This window comes from Rhodococcus mengyinensis, assembly GCF_048381435.1.
Classification (GTDB): Bacteria; Actinomycetota; Actinomycetes; order Mycobacteriales; family Mycobacteriaceae; genus Rhodococcus_F; species Rhodococcus_F opacus_D.
Genome location: NZ_JBLWIT010000117.1, coordinates 47,520 through 71,992 on the forward strand (window position 1 = coordinate 47,520; position 24,473 = coordinate 71,992).

The 24,473-nt window shown below is 63.3% G+C and carries 25 protein-coding genes; 8 read left to right on the forward strand and 17 right to left on the reverse strand.

What is annotated here, in order from left to right; genetic code table 11:
* Window positions 1-463 precede the first annotated feature (463 nt).
* Window positions 464-1,762, reverse strand: a complete 1,299-nt coding sequence (locus ACNJ7E_RS26410; RefSeq protein WP_418341320.1) for a hypothetical protein — start codon at window positions 1,760-1,762, stop codon at window positions 464-466.
* Window positions 1,763-1,993: 231 nt separating this feature from the next.
* On the opposite strand from ACNJ7E_RS26410, the gene ACNJ7E_RS26415 reads away from it, so the two are divergent.
* Complete coding sequence (locus ACNJ7E_RS26415; RefSeq protein ID WP_418341321.1) at window positions 1,994-2,623, forward strand: HNH endonuclease; 630 nt, start codon at window positions 1,994-1,996, stop codon at window positions 2,621-2,623.
* A 77-nt stretch (window positions 2,624-2,700) separates the two neighbouring features.
* Window positions 2,701-3,477, forward strand: a complete 777-nt coding sequence (locus ACNJ7E_RS26420; protein ID WP_418341322.1) for an LEM-3-like GIY-YIG domain-containing protein — start codon at window positions 2,701-2,703, stop codon at window positions 3,475-3,477.
* A gap of 27 nt (window positions 3,478-3,504) precedes the next feature.
* Here ACNJ7E_RS26420 and ACNJ7E_RS26425 read toward each other — a convergent pair whose 3' ends face one another.
* Window positions 3,505-4,509 carry a DUF2510 domain-containing protein gene (locus ACNJ7E_RS26425; RefSeq protein WP_418341323.1) on the reverse strand — a complete coding sequence of 335 codons (1,005 nt, stop codon included), beginning with the start codon at window positions 4,507-4,509 and terminating at the stop codon, window positions 3,505-3,507.
* 209 nt (window positions 4,510-4,718) lie between these two features.
* Here ACNJ7E_RS26425 and ACNJ7E_RS26430 point away from each other — a divergent pair, with 209 nt between their 5' ends.
* Entirely contained in the window at window positions 4,719-4,967 is a 249-nt protein-coding gene (locus ACNJ7E_RS26430; protein ID WP_418341324.1) for a hypothetical protein, read from the forward strand.
* Window positions 4,968-5,041: 74 nt separating this feature from the next.
* Here ACNJ7E_RS26430 and ACNJ7E_RS26435 read toward each other — a convergent pair whose 3' ends face one another.
* Both ACNJ7E_RS26435 and ACNJ7E_RS26440 read right to left on the reverse strand, forming a co-directional pair.
* Complete coding sequence (locus ACNJ7E_RS26435; RefSeq protein WP_418341325.1) at window positions 5,042-5,317, reverse strand: response regulator transcription factor; 276 nt, start codon at window positions 5,315-5,317, stop codon at window positions 5,042-5,044.
* Between the two features lie 519 nt (window positions 5,318-5,836).
* On the reverse strand, window positions 5,837-6,034 hold the full coding sequence (locus ACNJ7E_RS26440; RefSeq protein ID WP_418341326.1) for a hypothetical protein: 198 nt from the start codon (window positions 6,032-6,034) through the stop codon (window positions 5,837-5,839).
* A gap of 72 nt (window positions 6,035-6,106) precedes the next feature.
* Here ACNJ7E_RS26440 and ACNJ7E_RS26445 point away from each other — a divergent pair, with 72 nt between their 5' ends.
* Window positions 6,107-6,565 carry a hypothetical protein gene (locus tag ACNJ7E_RS26445; protein ID WP_418341327.1) on the forward strand — a complete coding sequence of 153 codons (459 nt, stop codon included), beginning with the start codon at window positions 6,107-6,109 and terminating at the stop codon, window positions 6,563-6,565.
* A 51-nt stretch (window positions 6,566-6,616) separates the two neighbouring features.
* On the opposite strand, the gene ACNJ7E_RS26450 is transcribed toward ACNJ7E_RS26445, so the two are convergent.
* The 3 genes from ACNJ7E_RS26450 to ACNJ7E_RS26460 all read right to left on the reverse strand — a co-directional run bounded on the left by ACNJ7E_RS26450 (window position 6,617) and on the right by ACNJ7E_RS26460 (window position 9,111).
* A complete protein-coding gene (locus tag ACNJ7E_RS26450) occupies window positions 6,617-6,862 on the reverse strand; it encodes a hypothetical protein (RefSeq protein WP_418341328.1) in 246 nt (81 codons plus the stop codon).
* A gap of 78 nt (window positions 6,863-6,940) precedes the next feature.
* The gene (locus ACNJ7E_RS26455) at window positions 6,941-7,879 is read right to left on the reverse strand and encodes a hypothetical protein (protein ID WP_418341329.1); all 939 of its coding nucleotides are present in this window, start codon (window positions 7,877-7,879) and stop codon (window positions 6,941-6,943) included.
* A 65-nt stretch (window positions 7,880-7,944) separates the two neighbouring features.
* The gene (locus ACNJ7E_RS26460; protein ID WP_418341330.1) at window positions 7,945-9,111 is read right to left on the reverse strand and encodes a site-specific integrase; all 1,167 of its coding nucleotides are present in this window, start codon (window positions 9,109-9,111) and stop codon (window positions 7,945-7,947) included.
* Window positions 9,112-9,341: 230 nt separating this feature from the next.
* Here ACNJ7E_RS26460 and ACNJ7E_RS26465 point away from each other — a divergent pair, with 230 nt between their 5' ends.
* Window positions 9,342-10,346 (forward strand): hypothetical protein, encoded by a 1,005-nt coding sequence (locus ACNJ7E_RS26465; RefSeq protein WP_418341331.1) that lies wholly within the window; start codon window positions 9,342-9,344, stop codon window positions 10,344-10,346.
* Window positions 10,347-10,821: 475 nt separating this feature from the next.
* Here ACNJ7E_RS26465 and ACNJ7E_RS26470 read toward each other — a convergent pair whose 3' ends face one another.
* From ACNJ7E_RS26470 to ACNJ7E_RS26500, 7 genes are all read right to left on the reverse strand, one after another.
* Window positions 10,822-11,238, reverse strand: a complete 417-nt coding sequence (locus ACNJ7E_RS26470) for a hypothetical protein (RefSeq protein WP_418341332.1) — start codon at window positions 11,236-11,238, stop codon at window positions 10,822-10,824.
* Window positions 11,239-12,013: 775 nt separating this feature from the next.
* Window positions 12,014-12,469 (reverse strand): hypothetical protein, encoded by a 456-nt coding sequence (locus tag ACNJ7E_RS26475; protein WP_064080011.1) that lies wholly within the window; start codon window positions 12,467-12,469, stop codon window positions 12,014-12,016.
* Complete coding sequence (locus ACNJ7E_RS26480; protein WP_064080010.1) at window positions 12,466-12,696, reverse strand: helix-turn-helix domain-containing protein; 231 nt, start codon at window positions 12,694-12,696, stop codon at window positions 12,466-12,468. Before ACNJ7E_RS26480 ends, ACNJ7E_RS26475 begins: the two co-directional genes overlap by 4 nt.
* Before the next feature lie 402 nt (window positions 12,697-13,098).
* On the reverse strand, window positions 13,099-13,515 hold the full coding sequence (locus ACNJ7E_RS26485) for a hypothetical protein (protein WP_064080009.1): 417 nt from the start codon (window positions 13,513-13,515) through the stop codon (window positions 13,099-13,101).
* Window positions 13,516-14,029: 514 nt separating this feature from the next.
* On the reverse strand, window positions 14,030-15,193 hold the full coding sequence (locus ACNJ7E_RS26490; RefSeq protein WP_418341333.1) for a DUF2637 domain-containing protein: 1,164 nt from the start codon (window positions 15,191-15,193) through the stop codon (window positions 14,030-14,032).
* A gap of 77 nt (window positions 15,194-15,270) precedes the next feature.
* The gene (locus tag ACNJ7E_RS26495) at window positions 15,271-15,531 is read right to left on the reverse strand and encodes a ParB family protein (RefSeq protein ID WP_418341334.1); all 261 of its coding nucleotides are present in this window, start codon (window positions 15,529-15,531) and stop codon (window positions 15,271-15,273) included.
* Between the two features lie 128 nt (window positions 15,532-15,659).
* Entirely contained in the window at window positions 15,660-16,610 is a 951-nt protein-coding gene (locus tag ACNJ7E_RS26500) for a ParA family protein (protein WP_206017365.1), read from the reverse strand.
* 995 nt (window positions 16,611-17,605) lie between these two features.
* Between ACNJ7E_RS26500 and ACNJ7E_RS26505 the strand changes: the two genes are divergently transcribed.
* Together ACNJ7E_RS26505 and ACNJ7E_RS26510 are read left to right on the forward strand one after the other, a co-directional pair.
* Complete coding sequence (locus tag ACNJ7E_RS26505) at window positions 17,606-18,424, forward strand: SDR family NAD(P)-dependent oxidoreductase (RefSeq protein WP_064080005.1); 819 nt, start codon at window positions 17,606-17,608, stop codon at window positions 18,422-18,424.
* Between the two features lie 76 nt (window positions 18,425-18,500).
* Entirely contained in the window at window positions 18,501-19,505 is a 1,005-nt protein-coding gene (locus tag ACNJ7E_RS26510; protein ID WP_418341335.1) for a GAF domain-containing protein, read from the forward strand.
* 153 nt (window positions 19,506-19,658) lie between these two features.
* On the opposite strand, the gene ACNJ7E_RS26515 is transcribed toward ACNJ7E_RS26510, so the two are convergent.
* Complete coding sequence (locus ACNJ7E_RS26515; RefSeq protein ID WP_064080003.1) at window positions 19,659-20,243, reverse strand: hypothetical protein; 585 nt, start codon at window positions 20,241-20,243, stop codon at window positions 19,659-19,661.
* A gap of 1,366 nt (window positions 20,244-21,609) precedes the next feature.
* Between ACNJ7E_RS26515 and ACNJ7E_RS26520 the strand changes: the two genes are divergently transcribed.
* On the forward strand, window positions 21,610-22,032 hold the full coding sequence (locus ACNJ7E_RS26520; RefSeq protein ID WP_155755975.1) for a hypothetical protein: 423 nt from the start codon (window positions 21,610-21,612) through the stop codon (window positions 22,030-22,032).
* A 410-nt stretch (window positions 22,033-22,442) separates the two neighbouring features.
* Here ACNJ7E_RS26520 and ACNJ7E_RS26525 read toward each other — a convergent pair whose 3' ends face one another.
* Both ACNJ7E_RS26525 and ACNJ7E_RS26530 read right to left on the reverse strand, forming a co-directional pair.
* Complete coding sequence (locus tag ACNJ7E_RS26525; protein WP_155755974.1) at window positions 22,443-22,586, reverse strand: hypothetical protein; 144 nt, start codon at window positions 22,584-22,586, stop codon at window positions 22,443-22,445.
* Between the two features lie 200 nt (window positions 22,587-22,786).
* Window positions 22,787-23,281, reverse strand: coding sequence for a helix-turn-helix domain-containing protein (locus ACNJ7E_RS26530; protein ID WP_418341336.1), 495 nt, complete (start codon window positions 23,279-23,281; stop codon window positions 22,787-22,789).
* Window positions 23,282-24,473 lie beyond the last annotated feature (1,192 nt).

The window sequence follows — 24,473 nt, forward strand, 5'->3', positions numbered from 1 at the left end:
TCGGTCAAGTCCGTCAAGTTCACCAGGGAGATCTGAGCCATGAGCAGGAAACGAGGCAAGACCAAGCACAAGAGCAAGAGCCTTCGGCTCCAGGCTACTGGAGCGTCCAACGATCGAACCGTGCTCCCGATGCGGGGCGCCCTACAAATCGAGACTCTCACCGGACCGGGGGCTATTGGGACCGTGCAGCTCAGTTCGTTCCGGTCATGGGTTGGCTTTTCGGGACGTGCGGGTCATCGTTCGCCACTAGAAACATCGGCCAACTGGCGACCAAATCCGAAGTCTGATGATTGTGCAGTCTCTTCCCCAACATCGAGTACGTCAATGAGAATATTGCGAGCATGCCAGCGCCCAAGGCGACGTCCAACAACGTTCGAAGTCAAAGACGTATTCCGCTCACTCGACTGACCGCCCGTCTACTGAGGCTGACATCTCAGACGCGCGTGCCACAGCACTGTGTTCGTCACTCGTCCCGAGGCGCCGGAGCCGCTTCTGGGTCTGGGGTGCGCTTCGACGCCTCGCGTGCTTCCGCAACTTTGGTGAATCGCTTGCCGAGGAATCCGAGGCCGGCCGCCCCGGCGTCGAGACCGCGGCTACCCAGTGCCAGTGCGGTCTCGCCAACGGACTTGAAGCGGGTGCCGAGCTCCGCGAGTGCATCGCCGACGCTCGGATCTTCATGGTCCTGCCACCCTTGCACCTGGCTTCGGCGCGCGGTCGCGAACGAGTCGAGGTCTTGGCGCAGTTGGATGACATCCCGTTTGAGCTGCGCACTCGACATCCATCGCACGATCTCGAGGGGCTTGATCGCGGCGTACCGGGCGAGCTCGGCCCGCCCGCGCAGGAGTAGTTCGCCATCGGCGGCGAGATGTTCGGCGAGCATCTTGCGCGCAGTGGCTACGACGAGTTCGAGGTGTTCTGGCTCGGTTTGCTTCACACGCTCGATCCGGAGACGCTGCCACAGGTACAAGGAGTCTTCCGCGATCACCAAGAGCTCGAGACTCTCACCGAGCCGATTGTCTTCGACCACCTTCTGCAGATAGCTGGCGCGGTCCTGGACCGGTTTGCTGGCATCGAACCCGTCGACCGACTTGCGGATATGTGCCCTCAAACGCTCGACGACAACTTCGAGGCCGGGGCCGAGCGGTGCGAGCGAGTCCCAGTCGGCTGACGGCAGCTGCCCCGACTCGTCCAGTGTCCGCACAGCCCGGTGCAGTGCCTGGTGGTGCCCGAGCACGTCACCGGTCATCGAGGCTTTGGCGAGGTTGAGGACCTGGTCGACCTTGCCCTCGACCCGCTCGACGGCAGTGGTGGTCTCGGCGATCGCAGTTTGGAGGGCGAGAGTCGCCATGGCGAGTTGAATGGACAGCGCACGCGTGCCCGCGAGGGAAGCCTTCTGCCATTGCATCTGCCCGCGGAACTTGCCGGCGGTATCGACGACGGTCATCCTGTTGAATCCGGGCTGACCGGGCAGAACGTGGAACTTCCTCATGAGTTCGACGCTGTCCGGTGCAAGACGCACGAAGGTACCGTGCTGGGCGCCGATGGCGGCGAGACCGGATGCCAACGCCGCGGTCCCGGCGACAGCCTGAGAGTCGATCCCGGCCACCTCGACCGCGCTGACTGCGTTGAATCGCAGTTTGGCGAGATACCCCTCGACTGCGGTGGGATCGCCGGCCACGAGGACGCCCTCGGGTTCGACGACCACCGTCAAGTCGGATTGCCCCTCAGCGCGCATACCGTCTGCCGTCGTCAATTCACCCATGGGGATGCCTCTCGTTTTCTTCGAGCGTTCCTTCTTCATTACTCGAGTGATGCGCAGCGTACAGGGCGTCCTGGCACCCCTTTTCACCTTCCTGCCCTCGGTACGGCCAGCTAGCTTGACTGCATGTACCTGGATCGGGCGCCCCTGCCCGGACATGTCTCTGCGACGGTCTGGCAGAGTGGTTCGCGTCATCACCGCGGGGGATCCTCGGTGCGTCCTACGATCGGTGACGTGATCCCTGCAGACAGCCCCGGCCCGTTCGCGGGAGACCCTGCCGCCCTGCCGGGTGAGAAAGCAGACATCCTCGCCCGCGTCTCGGCGGCGGTCGGCGAGGGTGAGCTCGATCGGGGGCGACAAATCCTGCGCACCGAGTATCCCTTCACGCCCATCGCAAAGACGCCGCGGAAATACACCGCCCGGCAGTGCTTGCGAATCTTCTATCGGGACGGATTCCTCGATCGATACTCCGGCCTGAAGCTGGTGCATCCGGGGGCGCTGCGGGCGTTGTCGGTGATCATGCCGGAGGAGTTGCCTGCTCATCCGAACTGGGCCATAGATCAGGCCCACTTCGCGTACTGGGAGTTAGTCCCCACACTTGATCACCTGATGCCGGTCGCCCGCGGTGGCGCCGACGATGAGTCGAACTGGATGAGCACGTCGATGTTGCGCAACTCCGCGAAGGCGCATTGGACCCTCGACGAGCTCGGCTGGACCCTCTTTCCGGCAGGCGACTACAAGAAGTGGGACGGATTGGCCGGCTGGTTCGTCGAATACCTACACGCACATCCTGAACTGGTAACCGACAAGTACCTCGCCCGATGGTTCCGCGCCACCGTCGACGTCCGCGCCGAGCTGCCCTGACGTTTCCGATCCTCCAGGCATACAAATCCGACTCCGACACAGCTCCGATCCCTCCACCGACTGGCACAATCGTCGCTATGGCTGCTGGTTTCGATACCCACGAGATCGACGAGCTCGCCTTTTATGTCTACGTGTACACAGATCCGCGCAGCGACCAAGCCTTCTATGTCGGTAAAGGACAAGGTAATCGGGCGTTCGCACACCTGTCAGCAACCGGCGAGCACGAGAAGGTTCAACGGATCGCGGAAATCCGCGGCGCGGGATACGAGCCGCGCATCGAAATCCTGGCCTTCGGACTCGACGAAATGACTGCGTACAAGGTGGAGGCGGCGGCGATCGACCTGATCGGATTCGAGAACCTGACGAACAAGGTGGTCGGGCGCGGTGCTCGTCGGTTCGGTCGAATGTCCATCGATGCAGTGCACGCACGACTGTCGGCCCGAAAGCTCGAACGGTTCGAGCACCGCTGCATCGCCATCACTGTCACGAACAGTCTCGAAATGGCCCGCGAGCGCCTCGGATCTCGCTTCGAAGACTCGTCCGATGACGCGATCGCCGCACTCTACGATGCGACCCGAGGAACCTGGCGTGTCGACTTGAATCGCGCCGAGAGCTGCGAGTTCGCCCTCGCGGTCAACGGCGGCGTCGTGCGTGAGGTCTATCGCATCGCCCAATGGTTGCCCGGCGGATCCACCCACTACGTCGATTCCGCCTTGACTCCGCTGGAAGGTCGCTACGAATTCGTCGGCAAGATCGCCGAGGACGCGGTACGCGAAAGGTACCGCTTCAAGCAGATCGGTCCGTCGACGCAGAACCCCATCCGGTATTTCGAACCCGGTGACACACCAACTTGATCAGCAGCAGCACACTGCCACGCAAGTTCATTCCAACGAGACGAATACTTCGTCCTCACCGCTGAAGGACGCTTCGACGATCCAGTTGGCACCGGTGAGCTGCTCAGCGGGCACGGAGATACAGATGTTTCCGCGTGATGTACCGCGCGGATACAACTCGCCGGTGTCGCTGAGGGCGTTCGGAATAACGCCGCAGGAATCGGCCGATGCGCTACCGAAGACGTTGTTCGACGAACCAAGGATCCGGAAGCTCAGATCAATCCACGGGGTGCCGGTGTCGGCACCGGTGTAGGTGGCCGACACATCCGCCATGACGAACTGACGGCCGGCGGCCGGGGGGTCGTTGAACTGGTTCTCTGCGAGGACAGCGTCCGTCGCGTCCTGGGTGGTGGAATGGATCGTGATGTCCCATTCCGGCAGGGTCAGCGCCTGGCCCGGGTGTAGCGGGTTCTCCCGGCTACCGGGAGCCGCTTCGGCGTCGGGTGCGGGTGCTTCCCCGGTGACGGTTGATGCCGAACCCCCGAGGTTGTCCAGCTTCTGATCCAACTCGTCGACGGCACCGAAGAAGATCGTCATCCCCCAGATTCCGAGTGCCACTGCCACGACTCCGAATCCTGTGCCTGCGAGGGTCATGATCTTGTTCGTGGCGAGCCCTTTTCGGACTCGACCAAATCCCAGCAGCCCAAACAGAACAGACAACAGACCCAAGATGAGCGCGATGAACCCGGTCAGTGGAACCAGTCCGAAGACCACTCCGACAATGGCCAGAACGAGGGCGGTGACCCCGAAACCGTTGCGAGCTGATGTGGAGGACGTATTGCGGGCGGGATCGGGGTACGGCCCTGCAGAGAAGGTGGGGTTGCTGCCCTCGTTGGTCCTCGGGTCGAATCCATTCGGTGGCTGGGTAACCGGCCCCGGATGCGCAGGAAGCGGCTGCGTTGCTGCAGTCCATTGCTGCCCGTCCCACCAGCGAAGCTGGGGTTTGCCCTCCGGATCGGGATGCCAGCCCGGCTGGGGCGTCGGTGTCGTCATGCCGGTATCAAACCAGACGGCCCGGGCATGCCCTGTATCAGGATTTCAGGTAGCCGCACTTGACCTCACGAACCCGCGCAGCTGACCAGATACCGCGTCAACGAACTCACCCGGCGGCCTATATCACTATTCAAGTTCGACCGTTAGAGTCTTTTGGATGCAAAACCCAACCCGCGTACATCGAGCACGCCAGAGCCGGAAGCCTTCGCGTGGACGCTGACAGCGCCGATGCCGTCTCCGGTGGCGTCCAGACCGAAGATCTCCTCACCCGAGCGGTGATCGAGGCTCTTGCTGCGGGCAGGTCGTGGGCGCACATCGCCACGCAACTCGGGGTTCCACCTCCAGTTACCCGCGATGACCTCGCCGTGACCGATCGGGACTGGCAGGAGGCAATCGTCGCTCACGAGAATGCCCGAGCAGCACGACTTAATGACCAGACCTGGACCCCGCGGTCGTAGACGAGGCACCGGGAGAGCCGTCGAATACCGTCCAATCGCCGAATGCCGGTTGAGAACTGCAGATGACCTGGGCGTCAGAGCTCGTCGAGCGACACCAGCCCATCCTGCAGCGCCCGGACCAACAACCCGGACTTGTCGGCAACAGGGCGCCCGACGGCGGCGTATTTCGCCCGGATCCGGGCCAGGTGGGTGTTGATCGTGCCCAAACTGATTCCCAGTTCGGAGGCGGCCACGTTCTTCGATTCGCTGCGCAGCCACAGGCGAAGAATTTCCAGCTCGCGCGGCGACAGCGCGGGCCGCCGCTGCAGCCCCACGACGGAGTCAGGCAGGGGCCCAGGACCGGAACTCATAGCGATCTCACCTTCTCGAGCTGCAATGACTACTGCCGGTCGATCACTGCTCGCCCGGAGCAGCACACCATCCATTTGGGGAAATACGATCGGTCCGCGACTTTTCCGCGGTAAGCAAACCGTAGCTAAAGCCTGTTTTTATGGACGTGTCGCCGCGGACACAGCTGACGGAGATTGGTCGTCGGAAGCCTGCAGAACCAAAGTGGTTCTTCGGTGCGATGGTCCATCCGACCGAGGTTTAGGGTTAGTGCTTTCAGCACTCGGCGACCTCGTTTGACCACCGACTCGGACACGCCGCCACCATCACTCATCAGTGCCGCCAGATGCCAGGAAGCGCACCCGGCTTGATGAGCCGTTGACGTGGAATCCTGATCACTTCCGGGCTTGGGGTACTGCCTCCAACCCCAGACGGTCACGGCGTAGTGAGCGAACGAGACCGGCCAGAAAGTTGCCCACCAGTACAAGTGCGTTTCAGTTCCCCGCGAGTCGGCTGCCGATCGGCAGTCACGAAATGTCAAGTCATTCAGGCGAATGATTTTTCGATACCGCTTCTCGATACCTGCTTCCCCACTGAGGAATTCGGCGATTGATGCCGTACATTGCATCGCGTGATCTCTCATTACTTGGCAGCGGCGAGCACACTTTGCGCACCTTGATGTCTTGGTCCTGCTCGTCGACCTTCAATGCCAGGCCGATGTTCTCGACGGTTGGTGCCAACAGTCACATTTTCGGATTGCCGAATGTGGCGGCCGGATGTGCGCGCGAATCGTTTGCCGATGGCGAGGCCACGTGCCAGCGCTGATCGCTGCAATCCTCGTCTTCGCGATCGTCATTTTCGCGATCTCGGTCGTTCTTCACATTTTGTTTTGGCCATTTATCTTCGCTCAGGACTACTTCCTGTTTGAGCATGGCATTGACCGATACTCGACTCCGGCGATCATTGTCGGCGTGGTCGCGCAGCTCATCTACATCGCTGCCGCTATCGGTGGAGTGTGGATCTCGACCAGTTGGAAGCCACCTACGGATCGAACAACGGGCAAGGTCGTTGGAGGAGGCGTGTTCCTTGTGGTGTGCGCCTTGATGTTCGCATTCTTTTACCCCACTAACATGTCGCCACAACAACGTCTAGACATGTTCACGGAAAAGTGCACCGAGGAGGTCGAAGCCCAGTATCCGCCAGGGGACGGCCAGCCCCTCCGAGCCGATCTGATTGATCGGTGTGTCGGAAGCAAAGTCGACGACATGTGACCGGCGCGAATGCCCCGTGCCACTGTGCAGACTCGCGATCGCCCGTTCGCCTCATGGTTGCGGGTCCTTCCCTCCGTCGACGAGGTCGCCGAAGCCACGACGGCGGAGGCTCCGGACGAGACCGGCCGACGGCGTGTGTTCTCGGAGCCACTCGGCGATGGCGGCGGATTGCGTCGTGCGGTCGGCTCTTCCCAGTTTCAGCTGGTTGAGTAGTACACCGGTGGTGCTGGGGGCTGGCATGGGCGATCCGATCGGCAGAAAGTTGCTGTCGTCGTGGAACCGCTCATTGATGTCCATGCGGATCGTCCGTTCGGGTCAGGGTTCCTCTGGTCCGTCGACCACAGATATCGATCGGGTTGAGCGGCAGCGGGGTGCTCAGGTGCCGTCGCCAAGGATGGAAGTCAGCTCGGCCAACAGTTGGTCGGCGCGGTCTTCGATGTCGTCCAGAAGATCGGTGACGTCGGTCAAGTCTCGGTGGGCGCTGCGGCGGGCCTCGATCCCTCGTTCGTAGTAGTGCGGATCGAGGACACGGCCGTCGTCGATCGAGTGCATGTCGGGTGCCGTGTCCGGCCGCGTCTTTCGTGGCGGAAGAGTGTGTGCGGGTGCTTTTCCGGACAGGTGGGCCTGGGTAATGGCGGTGATCGCGCGTGCGGTCAACGGCGTCGGGTCGAGCGGAGTGTGGCCCCAGCGGTTGATCGGGGTCAGCAGCGGTCTGTCGTCGGTGCGGTAGGCGGCGTCGAAGCCGGCGAGGTCGCGGCCGGCTTCGAAGTGCCTGGCGACTGTGCTGGTGCCGTGGTTCTGGTCGAGAAATCCTAGGACCTCGGTCCATTCCCGGTAGATCGAGACTATGGGTATCTCGGGTGATTCGGGCAGGCCGATTGGTTCGCGGTCGACGCTCAGCAGTAGGGGTGCACTGTGATCGCCTGGGGCGGTGATGTCCCGGCGGCGGATCCGGGCGATTTGCTCGAAACCCATGCCCGCCGCGGCCAGGGCAAGGATGAGGGCATCACGGCGGCCGAATAGTCCGGCCGGCCACCCGGCGATAGGAATCTGCGTAAGCCGTTCGGCGACGAGAGCTGATCTGCGTTGCAGCCGGGCGGCTCTCGTGGCGTTGAGGGCACGGCGGATCGCTTCATCGGTGCCGGGTGCCGGGTGTCCCAGCCGGCGGTGGGCGGCGTTGATGACGCTGACCCGTCGTCGTTGGGTGGCCGGGGCGGCGGGGTTGTCGTGTAGGAAGCGGGCCAGCTGCTGCGAGGTGGCGGGGATCGGTGGTTGGTCGGTCGCGGCGCACCAGTCGGTGAACAGCGCCCACACGTGCCGATCCCGAGCAGAAAGGCGCAGTGATGCATTACTGGCGCCGGGTGTGGTGGCGTACACGGCTACAGCCCGAGGACGGTGACGGCGTTCCCGACCAGCGGGGTACGTTCGCGGGCATACACTTCGAGCATTTCCGGCGTCCGGTGCCCGGTCTGACGCATGATCGCGTGTGCGTCCGCGCCGTTGCGGAAGGCTTGGGTGACGAAACCGGCCCGCAGCGAGTGTCCGCCGAGCTGGCTCACCAGGTCGGCGTCGTACCCGGCCTGTTCGGCGCGGCGACGGATCGCCTTGTGCACCGCCGCCCCGGACAGCGCGGTCTCGGACAGGTTGCCGTTCTTGCGGATCGACCGGAACAGCGGCGCCCGCGCTGTGGTGCGTGGGACCGTGCCCCGGCAGACGTGCGCATCGAACGGTTCGGCGGTGGTGAGGAGCCGGATCACCCCGGGGCGGCCGCGGGTGTCGAAGGCTGCCACGATCTGCGCCCACCGGGCGTACGCGCACGGCGGGCAACTGTCGTGGCGGTCGGTGAACGGCAGCGCCAGCACAGTCCCTTTGCCTTCCTGATCGGTTTTCGACCGGCGAAGGCGCACGTGCACGCCGTCGTGCCGGTGCACACTCACGTCGGCGCCGTCCAGGCCGACCAGTTCGCTGCGCCGGAACGCCCCCGCGAACCCCATCAGGATCAGCGCACTGTCGCGGCGTTCGAGCACCGCCTGCGCCCACCCATCCACCGTGTTCCTCGCGGCGGCGGTGATGGTGACGATGTCCGTCGTCAGCAGGGCGGCGCGCGGGTTGCGGGGCCGGTCCCCCACGGCGGCGTAGTCACGGCGGATCCCGGACAGGGTGGCGCGCACAATCTCCTGCCCGGCCGGGGACTCATGTCCGGCCCGGTGGTGATGATGGGCGATCGCGGCCACCCATTTGGTCAAGGTGGCCGGCGCATATACCCGGATACCGTCCGTGCCGATGGTGTCGGCGGCATCGACGAGGTACGCGGCCACCGTCGCCGGATGCGCCGGCAATGGGGTGTGCCCATGGGTGCGGCACCACTGGTCGAACCTTCGCCACGCCGACGCATAGGTACGGCGAGTGCCCTCGGAACGGGACTCAGCCACCGACCGGCCGATCCGCGCCGCCACTCCCTCCGGCAGATCCGGAAACACCACAGCGTCGCCGGTAACAGCAGCCGACGGCACCTCGCGGGGGCGCAGGCCTTGGTCGATCGTCATGCCGGGACGATAGCGGTATCCCCCGACACAACAGCGTTTGTGGGGCCCGTCGACCGACAGTGCGTTCACATGAGCTGCCGATTCCCACAAAAGGCCGACTGACCTGATAGTAGGGAAATTTGAGGGCACTACGCTCGGCGGGTTGATGTGTGTACCCGCCGTGCCCCTCCATCGGGTCCCGGCCGTCGTGAGAAAGCGTGTGTTACCAGATAGTGGCGAAGAAGGGCTCGATGAGTAAGAAGTGGACGATCGCAGGCGGGGCGGTTGTTGTCCTGCTGTTGCTCGGGGTGGCGGGGTCGTGCGGCGCCGATGAGGAGACCGAACTCGGGCGGCCCCAGGCCGACCCCTTGAAACCGGAATGGGTCGGGACGGTCGTCTCCACCGACGTCGACAGCAATCGGCTCCCGACCGCCGACATCGACTTCGGCACCTCGACGAGGAGGATCACCCTCGCCCGGGTGAAGGCCCCGTCCTGCGGCGGGGACGGCGATAGAGCTGCGCAGGCTCTGCGCACCCGGCTCGCGGATCTCCTGCCGGCCGGGACTGCTGTGCGGGTAGCGAGGGCAAGTTCCCGCTCGTTCAGCACCACCATGTTGGACAGCTCGTCCGGGTACGTCTTCACTTCCGCGCCGCTCGCCGCGACTACGACGGCCACGCTGACGACAACGGCGGCGCCCACCTCTATCTCCTCTCCCGCGCCGTCACCCTCGACCACCACGGCCTCGGCCGAGGGGACGAGTACAGCGCCGGCTGTCGGTGGATCCGCCAACGAGCTGCTGCTCGCCGAAGGCCACGGCTCGATCACCAAACCGGACCTCGATTTCTCGATCGCGGCGAGCAAGCCGCTCAACGAGCAGATCACCGCGGCGACTCGCGACACCGCCGATGACACCGCTCAGTTCGCGCTCCTGGTCTCGGCCGCGCAGAGCGCCTGGGATTCGTCGGCGGGCTCCCAAGCGGCGTGCCGCATCACTGACCAGCCTCGGGCGGACGAGAAGTTGCGGCGCGACGAGGAGGAACGCATCCGCCGCGAGCAGCAAGCACACCTCGATGCGCTCCGCGCCGGTGAGGATGGCCAGATCGGCACCTCCGACGACGACGAGACGCGGTACTACTACGACGCCGACGGCAACCTCGACGTCCGACCGGACTACAGCAGCCCCAGCTACAGCGGCGGTGACGGCGGTGGCGGTGGCGGCGAGAGCCGCTTCTGCAGCAAGAGATGGTGGTGCTGAAATCATCCCGCTGATCGGTTCTTTCGGAGTCCCCAGTGCTCGGTCGGGCACTCCCTTGCACTGACCGGACGTGCCTCGAACTGAGGCGCGACCTCTCGCCGGCGAACCCCTTCCGGGTTCGCCGGCGAATTGGTCTGTGGGGCTCTGCTCCCCTGCTATGCGCGGCACCGGCGTAGGCGAAGCTCGACACGTGAAGGCCCTATACCGGGTGTGGGTGACTCAGGCGGAGAAGGATGCGATGAGCCAGGTTCTGCACTTCTGCTGAGCGGGGAACCCGACCGACCGGGTTCGACCCACGCGGACGCTGTGGCCATGCTGAGGTGCCGGGCGCACAGCCGTGGTCCTATCGGGCTTGTGGAACAGCCTCTCAGCCTGCAGGATTGGCGCACAGCGTCGCGTTTGTGGTCGTCGGCCGGGGTGACGGACCGCCGACTCGGTGCGCTGCGCCGAGGTGCGCGGGCCCCGCGTATGAGGGTCACGGCACCCAGAACACTCCCGTCCCGGCGATGACCTCGTGCCCGATGGTCATCGATGCGGTCACCGGTCCTATACCCGTGAATGCACTTGCGGACTCGTTGTACGGGACAGTCAGTACTCCAGCGGCCCCAGTCGCTAGGTTTCTCCAGTGCATCCAGTAAGTGCCGTTGCCGTTGGCCGAGATGGCCGGGAAGGTGACGGTGCCGGGTCTCTCACCTGTTATTACCGTCGGAGTCCTGACACAGTAGTAGAGCGGCGGCGGGCACCCCACAAAGAGACCGTTGCTCCAGACGAGCGGAATCTGAAAGCTGTTCACAGTGGGCGCTGCTGACGCCGTGCTTGGTGCGATAGTTAACGGGGTAGCCACCACCAGGGCGGCGACAGTGAGTGCTTTCACGAGCGTGGACTTGAGCACGGTGCGAGCCTTTCGTTCACTGAAACGACTACTCAGACCCGCCCCGACGCAGATTGAGATCAACGGTAACTGCTATCTCCTGGTCTCGTGCGGCGTTTGGAACTGGTGGAGTTCGTCCCAGTCCTGGCATGCCCGCTCCACGTGAGTGAGCCACCGGGCGGATCCCCGGACCAGGACATGGCGGGCTCAGTGGCCGATGCGGCCCGCAAGCAGGTCCGCCGGTACTGGCTGGTGTCGGAGCACCGGTCAACCTGAACGGACACCGCTCGACACACCCCGGGGCGATTCCGACCAGGTGGCCACGTAGGGCGACGGCCACCCCACCGCTCGGCCGGGGTGGTCGCATGCAGCTCACGGGGACGGACCCTGGTCCGTTCGAGCGTCCTCCCGAGCACGGTATCGGCCACGTTCCCGTGAAAAATGCGTTGAGGTGCGATTTCGGTGGAGACGGTGCGGGAAGAGGAATTCTCGTCACCAACCGCGCACAAACCGGAAGTAAGCCGCTGCAGGGCCTCGGTAGCCCCAGCAGAGCATTCCGAGTCATACCCATGAGTCTCCCGGGAGAATCCGCTCCCGCCCTATTTTCCCGGACCGATACGCCGCTTGTGCAGGGTCAACAAGGCGGTCGGACAGGGCGGCGGCGTCGCGCAGGATGTCGGCTACCAGGAGTTCGCGCCTGCCCTCGACGGCCGCACGGACGGTGCCGACGAGCTCGTCGCGTCGGTGGGTCGCCTCGGCGATGTGGGCGAGGACATGGTCGGGGCCAAGGTGGCGCTCATGAGCGGCCCCGTAGCCGTGAGCCGAGCTGGAAGGCCCCGTCGAAGACGTCGTAAACCTCGTTCAATGCCCGCTGCGTATCGGCGAGTCGGTCGATGGTCTCGGCGACCGCGACGGCGCCGTTCATGGCTGGGCCGAGCTCGTCGACGTCGACCTGCTCGGGGTCGAGTTTGCCGTACTCCTCGTACAGCTCCCGGACGCGGCGCATCAGTTGGAGCAGGTCGTCGCGGGCCTTTCCGACCTCCTCGTTCAGGTCGGCCGGCGCATTCTCGTCGGTCATGCGATCACTCCCTCGGTTGAAGCTGGCGGGCATATCGTGCAGGCGGCCCGCCCGCCAGCACTGGGCCAGCATCATGCGACGGGTGTAGAGCTCGGCGGGCAGGTAGGGGTTGGTGGCGTCGAGGATGCGGGACTGGGCGACGCCGAGCTCGTAGGCCGCTCTGTAGGCGTTCACACCGTCACCTGCGTATCGTCGGCGAGGTAGCGGTAAACGGTTGCCCGGGAGACGCCGAGCGACCTACCCACCTCAGCGGCCGAGAGGCCCTGTACACGCAGCTCAAGGGCACGCGCGGCGTCGGACGTGTCGACGCGTCGAATCACTGAGACCCACGCTCCCAAACCGACGGTGTTCCGGCTATCCGCCTCTGCCAGGTCCGCCAGCGCGATCAGCGACTGTGACACAGAAAGTCCTCTATCCATCGGGCGTCCAAGTCCGAACCCCGTCCACTATCGCGCATCACGTCGAATTACGTGAGGGGAAGTCTCACCCAGGACCAGAGAGGTCGAGGTCAGGTACGTGCAGGACGGGTGCTGGCAGTGCTGTACCCCGGCGCGATCCTGGGTCTCGGCGTCGTGTGCAGCCTCTGGGGAGAGGATCCACACGAGCGCCGCCGACCTTTCGGGGCGTGAGCGTATCGGGCTTCTGGTTTCTGTCGCGGAACCGGCGGTGCTACCAGCCGAGCTCGAACCAGTCGACTTCGCGCAGGGCTGTCTCGATGCGGGTGGCTTCCCGAGCGATTTCGGCGGGGCGTTCGATGGCTCGAACCCTGGATTGTGTGACTCCCGGCGATATTTGGCACGGTGTCAGGGGACCGTCCAGACACCGGCGCCGGGCGTGCTGGCGAGCATCCGGTATCCCGGCCCATCGGCGGGAATCGTGGCCACGGCGACCACCGTCCCGGAACCGGTCTCGACCGATGTGCCGTAGCGGTTGTCGAGGTATGCGACACCCGCTGCACCGGTGGAGATGTTTCGCCAGTGGACGTGGACACCGGTGTACGGCCCGAGGCGGGTCACTCCCGGGGTGTCAGTGTCGGTAGTGGCGGTCAGGTAGAAGTAGCCCGAGCTCGGGAGTCCGGTCACACCGACGCTGAGACCGGCAACAGGAATGGGGAAGACACTGTCGATCGGTGCGGCGGCGGCCGGCTGTGCCGCGAGAAGCAGCGCTGCACCGGCTCCAGCGACGACGGATGCTCGGCGTAGACGGTGACGTGGTCTCATCGATGGACCTCCCTGCCTGGTGGCCCGCTCTCGGTTCCGACACCGACGCCAGCCAAAGGATGCTGTCAGCCTACGTCCGCACCGGGTGACCCGACCATGAATCACCTGGTCGAATCCATCCGGCGTCGACGAGCGTAGTTGCAATAGCCCGCCACCTTCGGCCGTCAGAACCGCGCCACTTATCGCTGAAGTCATAGCCTTTCGTGTTCGCAATCGATGGTTCGCGAGACACCCCGAACCCGAGGGCGTTTCCCCAGGTCGTCGGTGCCACGTTTCCCGTGTCCGCGGCTATGGCGCACGCTCGGGGGTTCGTCTTACGCTCGACGGCTGCGGATCGACCTTGGCCCAGGTCTCCACAGCGATCAACTGGCGAGTTCGTCGTCGGCATCTACCACCGGCGGGTGAGGTGCACATGGAAACAGACCGTCTACTGCAACCTTCTGAGCAGCAACCAACCGGATCGTGCCAAATAACGTCGGCAAAACCGCCGCCCCGCCCCCGTCTCCGGGAGTTCCTAGTGGGCACCTACCAGTTCGTACGGTGTTGATTCGGATTTCTCGCTGCCGTTGTCCGTTGCCTCATCGGTAAGTGGGAGTGGCGGGGTACGGAATCCGGCGTCAACTGCGAGGTCTTTGGCCTTGTTGTATCGGCGCAGTGCAGTGCTCGCCCACTTCTCCCCTGTTGCCTCCGCAAGTGCTGCGAACGTTGCGTCTGGTTGCTCGATCTTCAGTCGGGCGGTCTCCTTGACCATCGGATCGAGCTTGCTCGACTCGATGAAGGCGAGCAGATATTCAGTGGTTTGCAGTTCGTCCGGCAACACCGAGGTCTCGGTCTCCGCCGTTGCGAGCTCGTTGCGCGCAATGTCCTGATCGTCGGCAACGGACTCTGCAACGACATCATCTTCATCAGCGCAACCGTCAACGCGGGTTGTCCCGGCCTCTGCAATGTCGTCGTTCATTGCATCAGGCGACGTTCGTACTCTCGCAACCTGAGTCTCTGCGGCACCGACATAGACGCCAGCATTACTTGCATTACCAGCATTCATGTCATTAATGGCGAAACTGTGCTTGCCGTTGCGGTCGGGGACGACCTGCGGGTTTAGCCGAGAGCTGACTGTGCCTGCGTTGCCTCGCTCCTCGTCCGCCCTGCTGGTGATGTCGTTGCATAGGGCGTTGTACTCGGTGTGTGCTGTACCGATTGCCTTGATGAGGATGCCGACACCATGGGTGAATGCCAGCACCAGCAACGGCGGAATGATCGCAATGAGCGACGCGCCTGTCGGCGTCAGCGGTGTGAAGCCCAGGTCGATGCCGGCCGCGACGTTGCGGGCAGCTTCTTCCCCGGCTCGGCGGGCATGGTAAGCGTTGCCGAACACACTGATGAAGACCACTACGACGGCGAGCCAGAGGAAGAACCGCTTTCCTGTCGCGCGGCCACTGATCTTGCTCAGCGCAACAACCGCGATCGTTGCGCCGAGGATTGCGCCGTCGACGATGGCCGGGAAGATCCAGGTGAGGTAGTGCGGGATCCCGGCTTGCAACGCGAGGTCGCGTTGCACGGCAAAGGACAACACAAAGGCCCCTGTGGTGATGCCAATTGCAATGGAAATCGCAACGATCAGAGCCGCAATCAGCGCGCGGACCTGGATTCGTGCTGCTCGAATACTAAGGTCATTCATGACTGGTCTTCCTTCCACGGGGTACCGGTCGGAACGAGGCCCCTGCCGACCCAAACGGCAGGGGCCTCATCTCTTTGCTAGTCAGCGAGCGGACGGCCAGGTGGGAGGGGCTTGTCCTCCCCCTCAAACGCGTTGCCGTCGTTGTGTTGCGCGGCGCGGCGCTGTGTTGCGTCGGCGAGCGCCTTCTCCACGAAGTGCGACCAGTTGCGGTCGGCCTCGGCGGACTGCGTTGCTTTGAATGCCAGGCGCGCTTCTTTCAGGACGTCTGGGGCGATGTAGACGGTTGTCGGTTTGTTGCTCGGCTTCTTCTCCGGTTCGGCCGGCTGTTGCGCGGCCACAGCCGTCGATGCCAGATCCGTTGCAGCCTTGTTGCGTTGTCTCCTCAGTGCTGACACATCGGGGGTCGCAGCTCGCGCGGACGCCCCAGGTCGCGGCGGCAGCCCCGTGATAGCTCGATCCGTTGCACTCACGATGCCGCCACCTCCGCGGCCTCGGCCTCAGTGATGCGTTGCACCATCTCTTGGCATACGGCCAGCAAGTCCGCGGCGACCTCTTTCGCGCTTTTTGGTGCGTGTTCCTGGGCCTTGGCACTGCCGCGGACGACTTCGTACCACTTCGGTCCGCTCTGGACGACGTCGTCGAGCTCATGGACCAGCACTCCCCGCTCCCGGATTGCGAGTGCTGTGGCTTCTGAATGCCTCACCATCTTCTCGAACACGACGTCGTCGGCGTCCCCACCGAACGCCGTGGCGATTCCTTCACGAGCCGTTCTCTGTACGGACGTGGAGTTCGCGCCGACACCGACGAGGACAACGCCGAGGAGGTCCAGCTCCTCGTTGACGTCCATGACCGAGGTGAGGCGGGCCGCGACGGCTGCCATGCCTTTGCGGCTCGACCCGTCTGTCTTCGTCGGGACGAGCAGCCACTTTGCGGCCGCAGCGGCAGCAGTTTGCAGTGTCTCGTCGCCGGGAGGGCAGTCGATGAGCACCATGTCGTACTCGCCTGCCAGCGGCGCCAGAGCCGTCGCAAGGGCTAACTTGGCACCTAGCGGGTCTTTCGTCGCTTTCGAGGCCAGCGCGGCGGTAGCCATCGACAGATGCGTTCCGCCCGGGATGATGTCGAGGTTGGGACGAATATCGCGGACCGGGGTGATTGGATCACCGAACGATAGAGCCTGCGCGAGATTTTTGCCCTCGTCGTCGATCTCGCCGTACGTGTAGCCGAGATCCTCCGCAATATTGCCCTGCGGGTCGAGATCGACGAGAAGGACCTTGTAACCAGACTCGGCCAGCAAACCAGAGATGTTCGCGGCCAGGGTCGTCTTGAACACTCCCCCCTTCCCGTTGATTACTGCGGTGACTCGATGCAACGCGACCGCATCGCGTTGCGGGACTACGTGCGTGCGAGGTGGTGGCATCGGTGTCTCCCTTGTTGTCCCGGAGCGGGTTTCACTGTTAATGCTGGCATTGCCATCAATGATGGCTATTGCTTGCAACGCCAGGATTACCTGCGTTGCAGGTGTTGCAGGTGTTACCAGCGTTGCTGGTATTGCCCATGTTACCGGCAACGCAGTCATTGCAAGCATTAATGTCATTCCCGGCGTGTCGCCCTGCCAGTAATACCGGCAATGCTTTTATACAGGTCAGAGCGCCTATGCTGGCATTGCTTTCATTACCTGCACAGATCCCTCATGCACGCCGGAAGTAATACTTGTTTTGCATGCAATGCTGGCACTTCGTGCGCAACGAGTGGGGCATCAGCTTCCGAGGTGCTCAGACTGTTGCATCGGCAAGCTTTACCAGCATTAACGGCAAAGCTTGGAATCCGGCTATTGCAAGGAACACTGGCGCAACGTCCGGCCGTTGCGTTGCCGCGTTGCAGTACGTCATCCTGTTGCGCCACGGCCCGATGTTGTGTTGCCTGCCGTGATTGAGCCGGAGAGCGCCTGACCGCCAAACAGGCCGCCGCCGCCGAAGCTATTCCTGCGGCGAAACCCCGACGCCTGCCAACGGGTGCGGAAACCAATCTTTTGGGCCAGTTACCCTTGGAGGCACCCCTCAGAGGAGGGGCGTCCTCGATCCTGTTGCTTCGGTTCGAGTCGCATCGCAGTCGCGGCGTCCGAGTTCCGCACTGCGCAATCGGGGCTACATCGACGGGTTGAGATGCCAAACACCACGCTGCCGTCCTCGTTCGACGTTGAGACACCTCGAGAAACCTCGTCAGAGTCGGAGACTGGTGACTGCGTACGGCCACAGCGCGATTTCAAGGTCGCTCCGTTCTCGTCGCGCCCCACCTCGGACTCTCGAGCGCAGTAGGCACGCTGGCGAGATGCCCTCGTCCACACCCGGACGGACCTACCACCTTGGATAGGGTGGAGACAGGGACGCCGACCGGTGAGGTGAAAGGGAATGGATGGGCTACTTCGAGGGTCGTGTCGTCGCAATAACAGGGTCCGGGGCAGGAATTGGACGCGAGCTAGCTCTACAGCTCGTTCAGTCTGGCGCACATCTGGCGCTGTCAGACTCGTCGGAGTCTCAACTGTCCGCTACCGCTGACCTGTGCGAAGGCGGACCCGGAGAAATCTATACGTCGGTTGTCGATGTGACGGACCGAGCTGCGGTGCTCGCCCATTCAGAAGATGTCGCTTCTCGATTCGGCCGAGTTGATGCTCTGATCAACAACGCCGGCGTACTTTTCGCCGGGGACGTACTCGCCACGACCTTCGAGGACTACGAGCGGGTGGTCGACGTTGACTTCTGGGGAGTCGTCAACGGAACTAAGGCGTTCCTTCCACACGTGATGCGCTCGGATCGAGGCCACATCGTCAACATCTCGTCGGCCTTTGGGTTGATGGCTGCTCCGTCGTATTCCGCCTACAACGCGGCCAAGTTCGCTGTACGGGGTTTCACTGAGTCGCTCCGCCAGGAGATGGTTCTCGGGGGACATCGCGTAAAGGTGACCTGCGTTCACCCGGGTGGAATTCGGACCACCATCGCGCGCACTGCTAGGCACGCGGCAGGAGTAGACGGGACCGAACTCGCAGATTCATTCGAGCGGCGTATCGCGAGAACAGATCCGAATGCCGCCGCTCGGACGATCCTCCGTGGCGTTCAACGCGGGTCTGCGCGCGTCTTGATCGGCGCAGACGCCAGAGCGGTCGACATGGTTACGCGAACGCTCGGAGCGCGCTATCTGTCCATCCTGCCCGCCCTGAAGAAGCTTGGTGCATAGCTGGACATTCGACCTGACCGGCGTTCAATCCGGACAGGCTAGGATCTCCTCGTTCATTCGGTCGGGGAGGTTTTGGATGGCGACAAAGTGGTTGCTGGTAAGTACGTTCGGGGGCGCGGTGCCTTCGATTGTGGGACAGGGCCGCACGCCCAAGCCCTTCGTGCCGTTGGAGCAAGTGATCAAGAGCAGGCGGTCATTTGCAGAGGCGACTTCGGCGATCACCGAGGTCATGGCGCACGCGACAAAGATTGACAGGCTTTCCAGTGACGACCGTCGCCGGGTTATCGCGGACCCCTTGTGCACATTCGAGGGCAGACTTCACGCGATCTATCTGTGGTCCGGATTGGCTGAGGAGCAGGTTGCACATCGTGATCCGGCTGGAGCCTGGTACTTCAATCTCACCGACCTCAAAGTTAGTGGTAGCGAGGATCTTTTCGACCTGTATGGGGTAGCACCCGAGAATCGTCGATCTGAAGCTGCAATGGCCGGGGCGTTCGATCGGTTGGATACCGGCGTCGACGAGGGGCAAGCGCTAGCCAAGATCGTTCAGTCGACCCCGGGGATGGAACACCAGGCGGTGTGGACAGTCAAACGCGACGACGGCGAGCGCCGTGCTGCGCATTTCTCGTGCCGCGCTGTTGAGGAACGGCCAGATCCGAACAGCGATCGGAAGGTGGTGATTCTGAGGGGTGTTACACATGACATTGGTCCGGCGGACGATGTGCCGACTGCGCCGCCGCCGGTCATTCTGGAACATCGCGTCTTGGACGCCAAGTTGAAGCCTGGTGAGTATCTGGCCTACGTGGATATCAAGAAGCTGAGCCTGATCAAATGGCGAGGCAACCCTATGCCCGGAATTGCTTGGGAAGGTGGGGTAGGGGAGCCGACGCCTGCGATGCACCCGGATGACGTCGCGGTTGCGCGGCGTTTATCTGCAGAACTTGCGCGTGGTAGCACCTCTGGTGTTGTTCGTTTTCGCGGGCTGGATGGTGAGTGGAAGCCATTGCACCTTGAGGTCTCGTTGATGGTCTTTGACCAGCACACGACTGGTGGACTTGTCACCGTGTCAGCGGCGCCGTAGCCGGGACACCGGTGGCTGCTAGCTCGCGATCACAGGCGCGCCGGTACGGCGCCAGTTCTCGATGTACCTGACGGCCAAGCCGCGCCGCGGCTGGATGCTGACACGCTTGGGGAAGCCCATCGAGTCTCTTTGTTCGCGTGGAATCGGAAAAGTTTATCGCCAGCCATTATTGCGGATACGAGTGTTGGTACGCGCTGGGCCTTGGATGGTGACACCTCGTTGCGCTGTGACGTGGGCATTGTCGTGGAGGAGGATTCGGCTGTTGTCGGTGGCGTGGACGGTGGTGTGTCCGTCGGCGTGGATGGTGGCCTGGTCGTAGGCGTAGATCGTGGGTTCGTCGGTGGCGCGGACCTTGGCTCGGTCGACTGCGTAGACGGTGGTCTTGTTGCGGGCTTCGACCTGGGTGTCGTCGAACGCTTCGATAATGGCGGTGGTGTACGCGTAGCAGCGAGAGTGTCCCTCGAGCTGCACCTGGGCCGCGTCGGTGACGACGATGGCCGGCGACCGTGTCTGTTGTTGCGGTGTGCTGGTGGTGATGCGGACGCATGAGGTGCCGGTGATCCGCAGGGTGCCGGTGCCAATGAGGTTGTGGAGTTCGAGGATCTGATCGGGCGGGGAGTCGACAATGACGGTCTTCGCGCCCTGAGCGAACCGGGCTACGACGTCGGTAGCGGTCCGGCACGGAGTCCGGGGTGTGCGGCACTGTGGGTTACGTGTCGAGGTGGTTGGGCGCCTCATGCTCGATAACCTAGTCGGGATCCGCCGCCGGGGAGTGGGTGCCGCGCTGGCGGCGACGAGTCCTGCCTGGGCCTGTGTATGCCCAGTCGCTGCATTGTTCGTCGATCCACTTGGTCTTTTGTCATGCGGCCGACCGCACGGCTGAATTGATCTGAGACACCACGGCTCGGGCGGTGGAGTAGTCAGCCCTCCCGTTCGATCTGGTGGGGAACCTGCCGTAGCGGACTCGGGCCGGGGCCGAAATTGGTAGCGCAAGCATTCCGGTCGAGGTAGTCCGCCGTGTCCCGCGCTTCTTACCCCGCGTGCTTCGCCACTGTTGCTCTTCGTTCCACCAGGTAAACAGCTCGCGGTCTACCAGATGGCGTGCGGCTCGGCGGGCGCTGATTCCGGCAACTCCCCGGGTCTGTGCGACGGTCTCAAGCGTCCGGAGCAGCTGCTCGCCCGTGGCCTTCGAGCTGAGCAGTCCTGTCGAGTGCAAGCGGGTCAGTGCTCGTTCGATGTACTCGGTGCCGTAACCAGTCTTCTCCGACAAACCGGTCAGGCTGGCGACCCCAGACCGGTAGAACCAGTGAACGCGGGCGGTTGCAGCACCAAGGCCACCGGATCTCGAGGGACTCCATAGATCGTGGGCGTGATGGGTGAGGAGCGTGAGCCCGGGCCCAGAAGCGGGGGCGGGTTCCCCTTGTGTTGCATGAGAAGTAGTCTCTACGCCCACATCCCGCGGCTGGTTGAGGGTCCACCGTGCAGCTCGCGTCCCGGCGCTGGGAGTGGTAAGCGTGACCCAGCCTTCCCGTGCCAGCACACGAAGCCTGCGTGAGACCGTGGAGGCGTCGAGCGCGCAGGCCTGTCCCAGGCGGCGGCAGTCGATGTCGAGGACCCTAGTCCGGGCGGTGCGCGCTAGCGCAGTCAGTGCGTGCAGGATCCGCTCGTCACTTGCTCCTCCTCGCCGGCCCCAGTGCGCTGTTGTCGCTGCGAGGGCATGTTCAATGGCGTCGAGGTCGTCGTCGATCGGTTCACGGGGTGCCTGGCCGGGGTCAGCGGTGAAGGTCGCTGCTCCGGCGAGGGCGCGGGACCATTGGCGTTCTGTGTCGTCGCGGCCGCGGTCCGCGTCCTCACGAAGTCGAATCAGACCTGGGGCGGTGGCAACGGCGGCGCGGGCGTCGTCGAGTGTGTGTCCGGCTCGCGCCATGGAAAGAAGGATGGTGTACGCGAGGGCACTGCGGTCCGCCCCTTTCGACGGCACCGTCGCGAGCAAAGCCGCAGTTCGGTGGGGTAGCGGCCGCCGGGGCCGGTCGAGTCTCGGACCCGCCGCATCCTCAATGATCCGCGGCCGTCGATGTTCTTCGGGCGGTGTAGCGGGCTCGACATGGGGATGCCGCGCGAGGAGCCAATTGACGACTTCCGGCGTCGTCCCGCGGCTGACGCGCTCGAGAGCCTGCTGCAACTCGGCACCGGCCAGGTGGGGGACGGCCCGTCCACCGTCGCGATGTGGTGCGCCTGGAGGCCGCACAACTCCCATACGGGGTTTGCTCAGGGGCGATGTGTCGAAGGTGGCGTAGTGCTGGTCGAGCACGCGGTTGAGTTCACCGACCGCGGCCGGGTCGGCGCCGTTCTCACCAAGTCGGAGCCAGATGTGTTGGCCGCCCCACGGCCCAGAGTGCGCACGCAGGTAATGGACACCCAGGTCGTCGAGGTGTGCGGCGAGACGGTCCGAATCAGCACGCGCCTGATCGGCGCCAAAACGGGAGGTGTCGAAGTCGAGCACGAGAAGCCGAAAGCGGTGATCTGAGCTGGCGAGATAGATCGCCCAGGGAATTTCCGGCTGCTGCGGGGGCATGGAGATAGAGGCGTCGTAGTTGTGTTTTCGGTCCGGGTCGACGCGGACGCGCCGCCGCGGCGACCACATGCGGGTGCATGTGTTGTAGAGCAGTTGTGTGCTGTCTGGGTCACCACTTGGCGGGGTGACACGCGCATGGGTTTCTAGACCTGAATCAGGGCGTGTTATACCCTGGGCTCTGTCCAGCAAGACAGTCCCTCCGGGGATGAGCAGTACAGAGAATCGAGCGGCTAACTCGTTTCTCAACCAACTTCAAAGACCCAATGCCCTCGGCCCTGCCCGGTCGGGGGTTTTTTGGTTAGTTGGCGTGATGCACTACGTGATGTGTGTTCGTTTGTGCAGCGTCAAGGCCGCCATCGCGTTCACGCGGAAAGTTTCAGCACCTCCTGGTTGGTCTCCTGAACGAGTTGGGTATGGCCGGTAGCGGCTGCGAGAAGATCTGCCAGGAATTGGCTCATGTTCACACCCGCTGCCATCCGCCTACGTTCGAGTTCCTCGAACACCACGTCAGGGACTCTGCTGGTTACGCGAGTTCGGTCTCCCTTGTATGGGTTTCCCATCCCCTTCTCCTTCCCTGACCCCGACCGTCCACCTTCGGACTCCAATCTGCAGCATCAAACCTGTCACAAGTTGGACCGATAACGATGAAGACACGCCGTCGAGCGCTCTCAGAGATGCCGAATCCGTGCTTTAGTTGCGTGATTATTTATAGGTTCTTCGCGCGTGTCTCGCGATGTTCATGACCGCGCTTCCATGCTTCTGCAATGATTCGCTTGTCGATCCCGTAGAGCTCGGCGATCTTGGGCACAAGGTCATCGCGGACAGCCTTTACCCCGTTCTCGATCTCGGCCAATGTAGTGGCCCCGATTCCGAGCCGGGAGGCTGCATTTCGCTGATTCAGCGCTGCCCGCACTCGAAGGTCGCTCATTCTGAGCTTGCCCGCCGGGATCGGCACGAGCACAGAGATTGATGTGTCTAGGGCTTCGGCAAGAAGGCCGAGCATTTCCGGTGCCGGCCTTGACCGTCCGGTTTCCCAGGTCGAGACTGCCTGACGAGTTGTACCGATTCGGGCCGCGAGATCGTCCGGCGTGAGCCGTGCTTTCACTCGCTGTTCGCGGAGCTTGTCACCCCGGAATCCTCTGACTCCGCTGCGAGGCACTTCATCAACTCCCGGGGTCCGACCACTTCTGTATCCGACCATTGTTGCCCTTCCCGGGGTGCGGTCATGCGCTAGCGCGTTTTATAGTTGCGTGTTATTGTTGCGCTAATCCTAGCCGCTTCCAGCGGACTCGCTCAGCGGAAGGGGCGTGAATGAAAAGCGTGAATAGGTTGCGCACAGAAGCTGCCGCGGTTTACGATCCATTCGCGCGCCCCACCGGGGAGTCCTGCGGCCTTGTACACGTCGGGTCCGCTTGTAGCGCAAAAGGTGCTGCACACCGTCTATTTGGTGTGCCCTTTGGACTCTCAGGGGCGATCGTGTCGGAAGCAACTAACACAAGGTGTGGCTCGCGTAGAGCCGCACCTTCGCGTGCTTCTGACGTCCACACTCTCCGCGTCACCACCGCGGCGACCAGCGGTTCTGCTCGTCGAGTTTCTGAAGTCGAATTGGCTCAGGCTCATTCGCTCCGGACAGAATTCCGAATTCCCAAGACTTCCACTGTGCGGTTGAACTTCTGCCCAAGTCACCGCTCAGTGGTCTCACTTCGCAGCTCGTGGTTCGCACGCGGGCCAACTTGTGCTGCGCAGAAAACCCCAGGTGCGGTGATGATTGGCGTCCTCGCCCGCACCTGGGGTTCTACTCCCCGCAGCGTTTCAACGCGTAAACGTCCACGCCGCAGGATCTCGGATCCCCGCGGGCCATTTCTGTACCCAGTTGGAGGCTCCGATGTCTTTGGGTGCCCAGATCCACCCGACCACTAATCGTACTGCTGCCCCGTTTTCGTTACAGGCAGATTCCAGCGAGTCCGTTCCTCACGTTCCGATCTCGGGGAATGAGGGCGGGCGGCCGCTCGGCGTCGTCGCATACTGCGCTGGTCGGGCGCCTGGTTACAGGTGCTACAGCATCGACCTTCCTGGGTTTTCGACCTGTCCCGCGGGCCACTCGCTGGTGCCGTACTCGTCACCCTGGGTCGGCATTCAACCCGTCGTCTAACTCGCTGACAGATTCCCAATTCGATTCTCCATTAAGGATTTTCGCGATGTTTCTCGTCTTTCTGATCACCTTGCTCTTCGGTCTCGGCGGGGCCTTCCCTGGCTGACCAGCCTGACCATTCGCCCTGGGCCGATGAAGGGCCAGTGAGCCTCCCGATCCGGCTTCCAAAGTTGTTGTCATTCACATATTTCCGATTCGTCTTCGGTACCTGCGGTTGCACAGAGGTGCACCGCAACGGCGT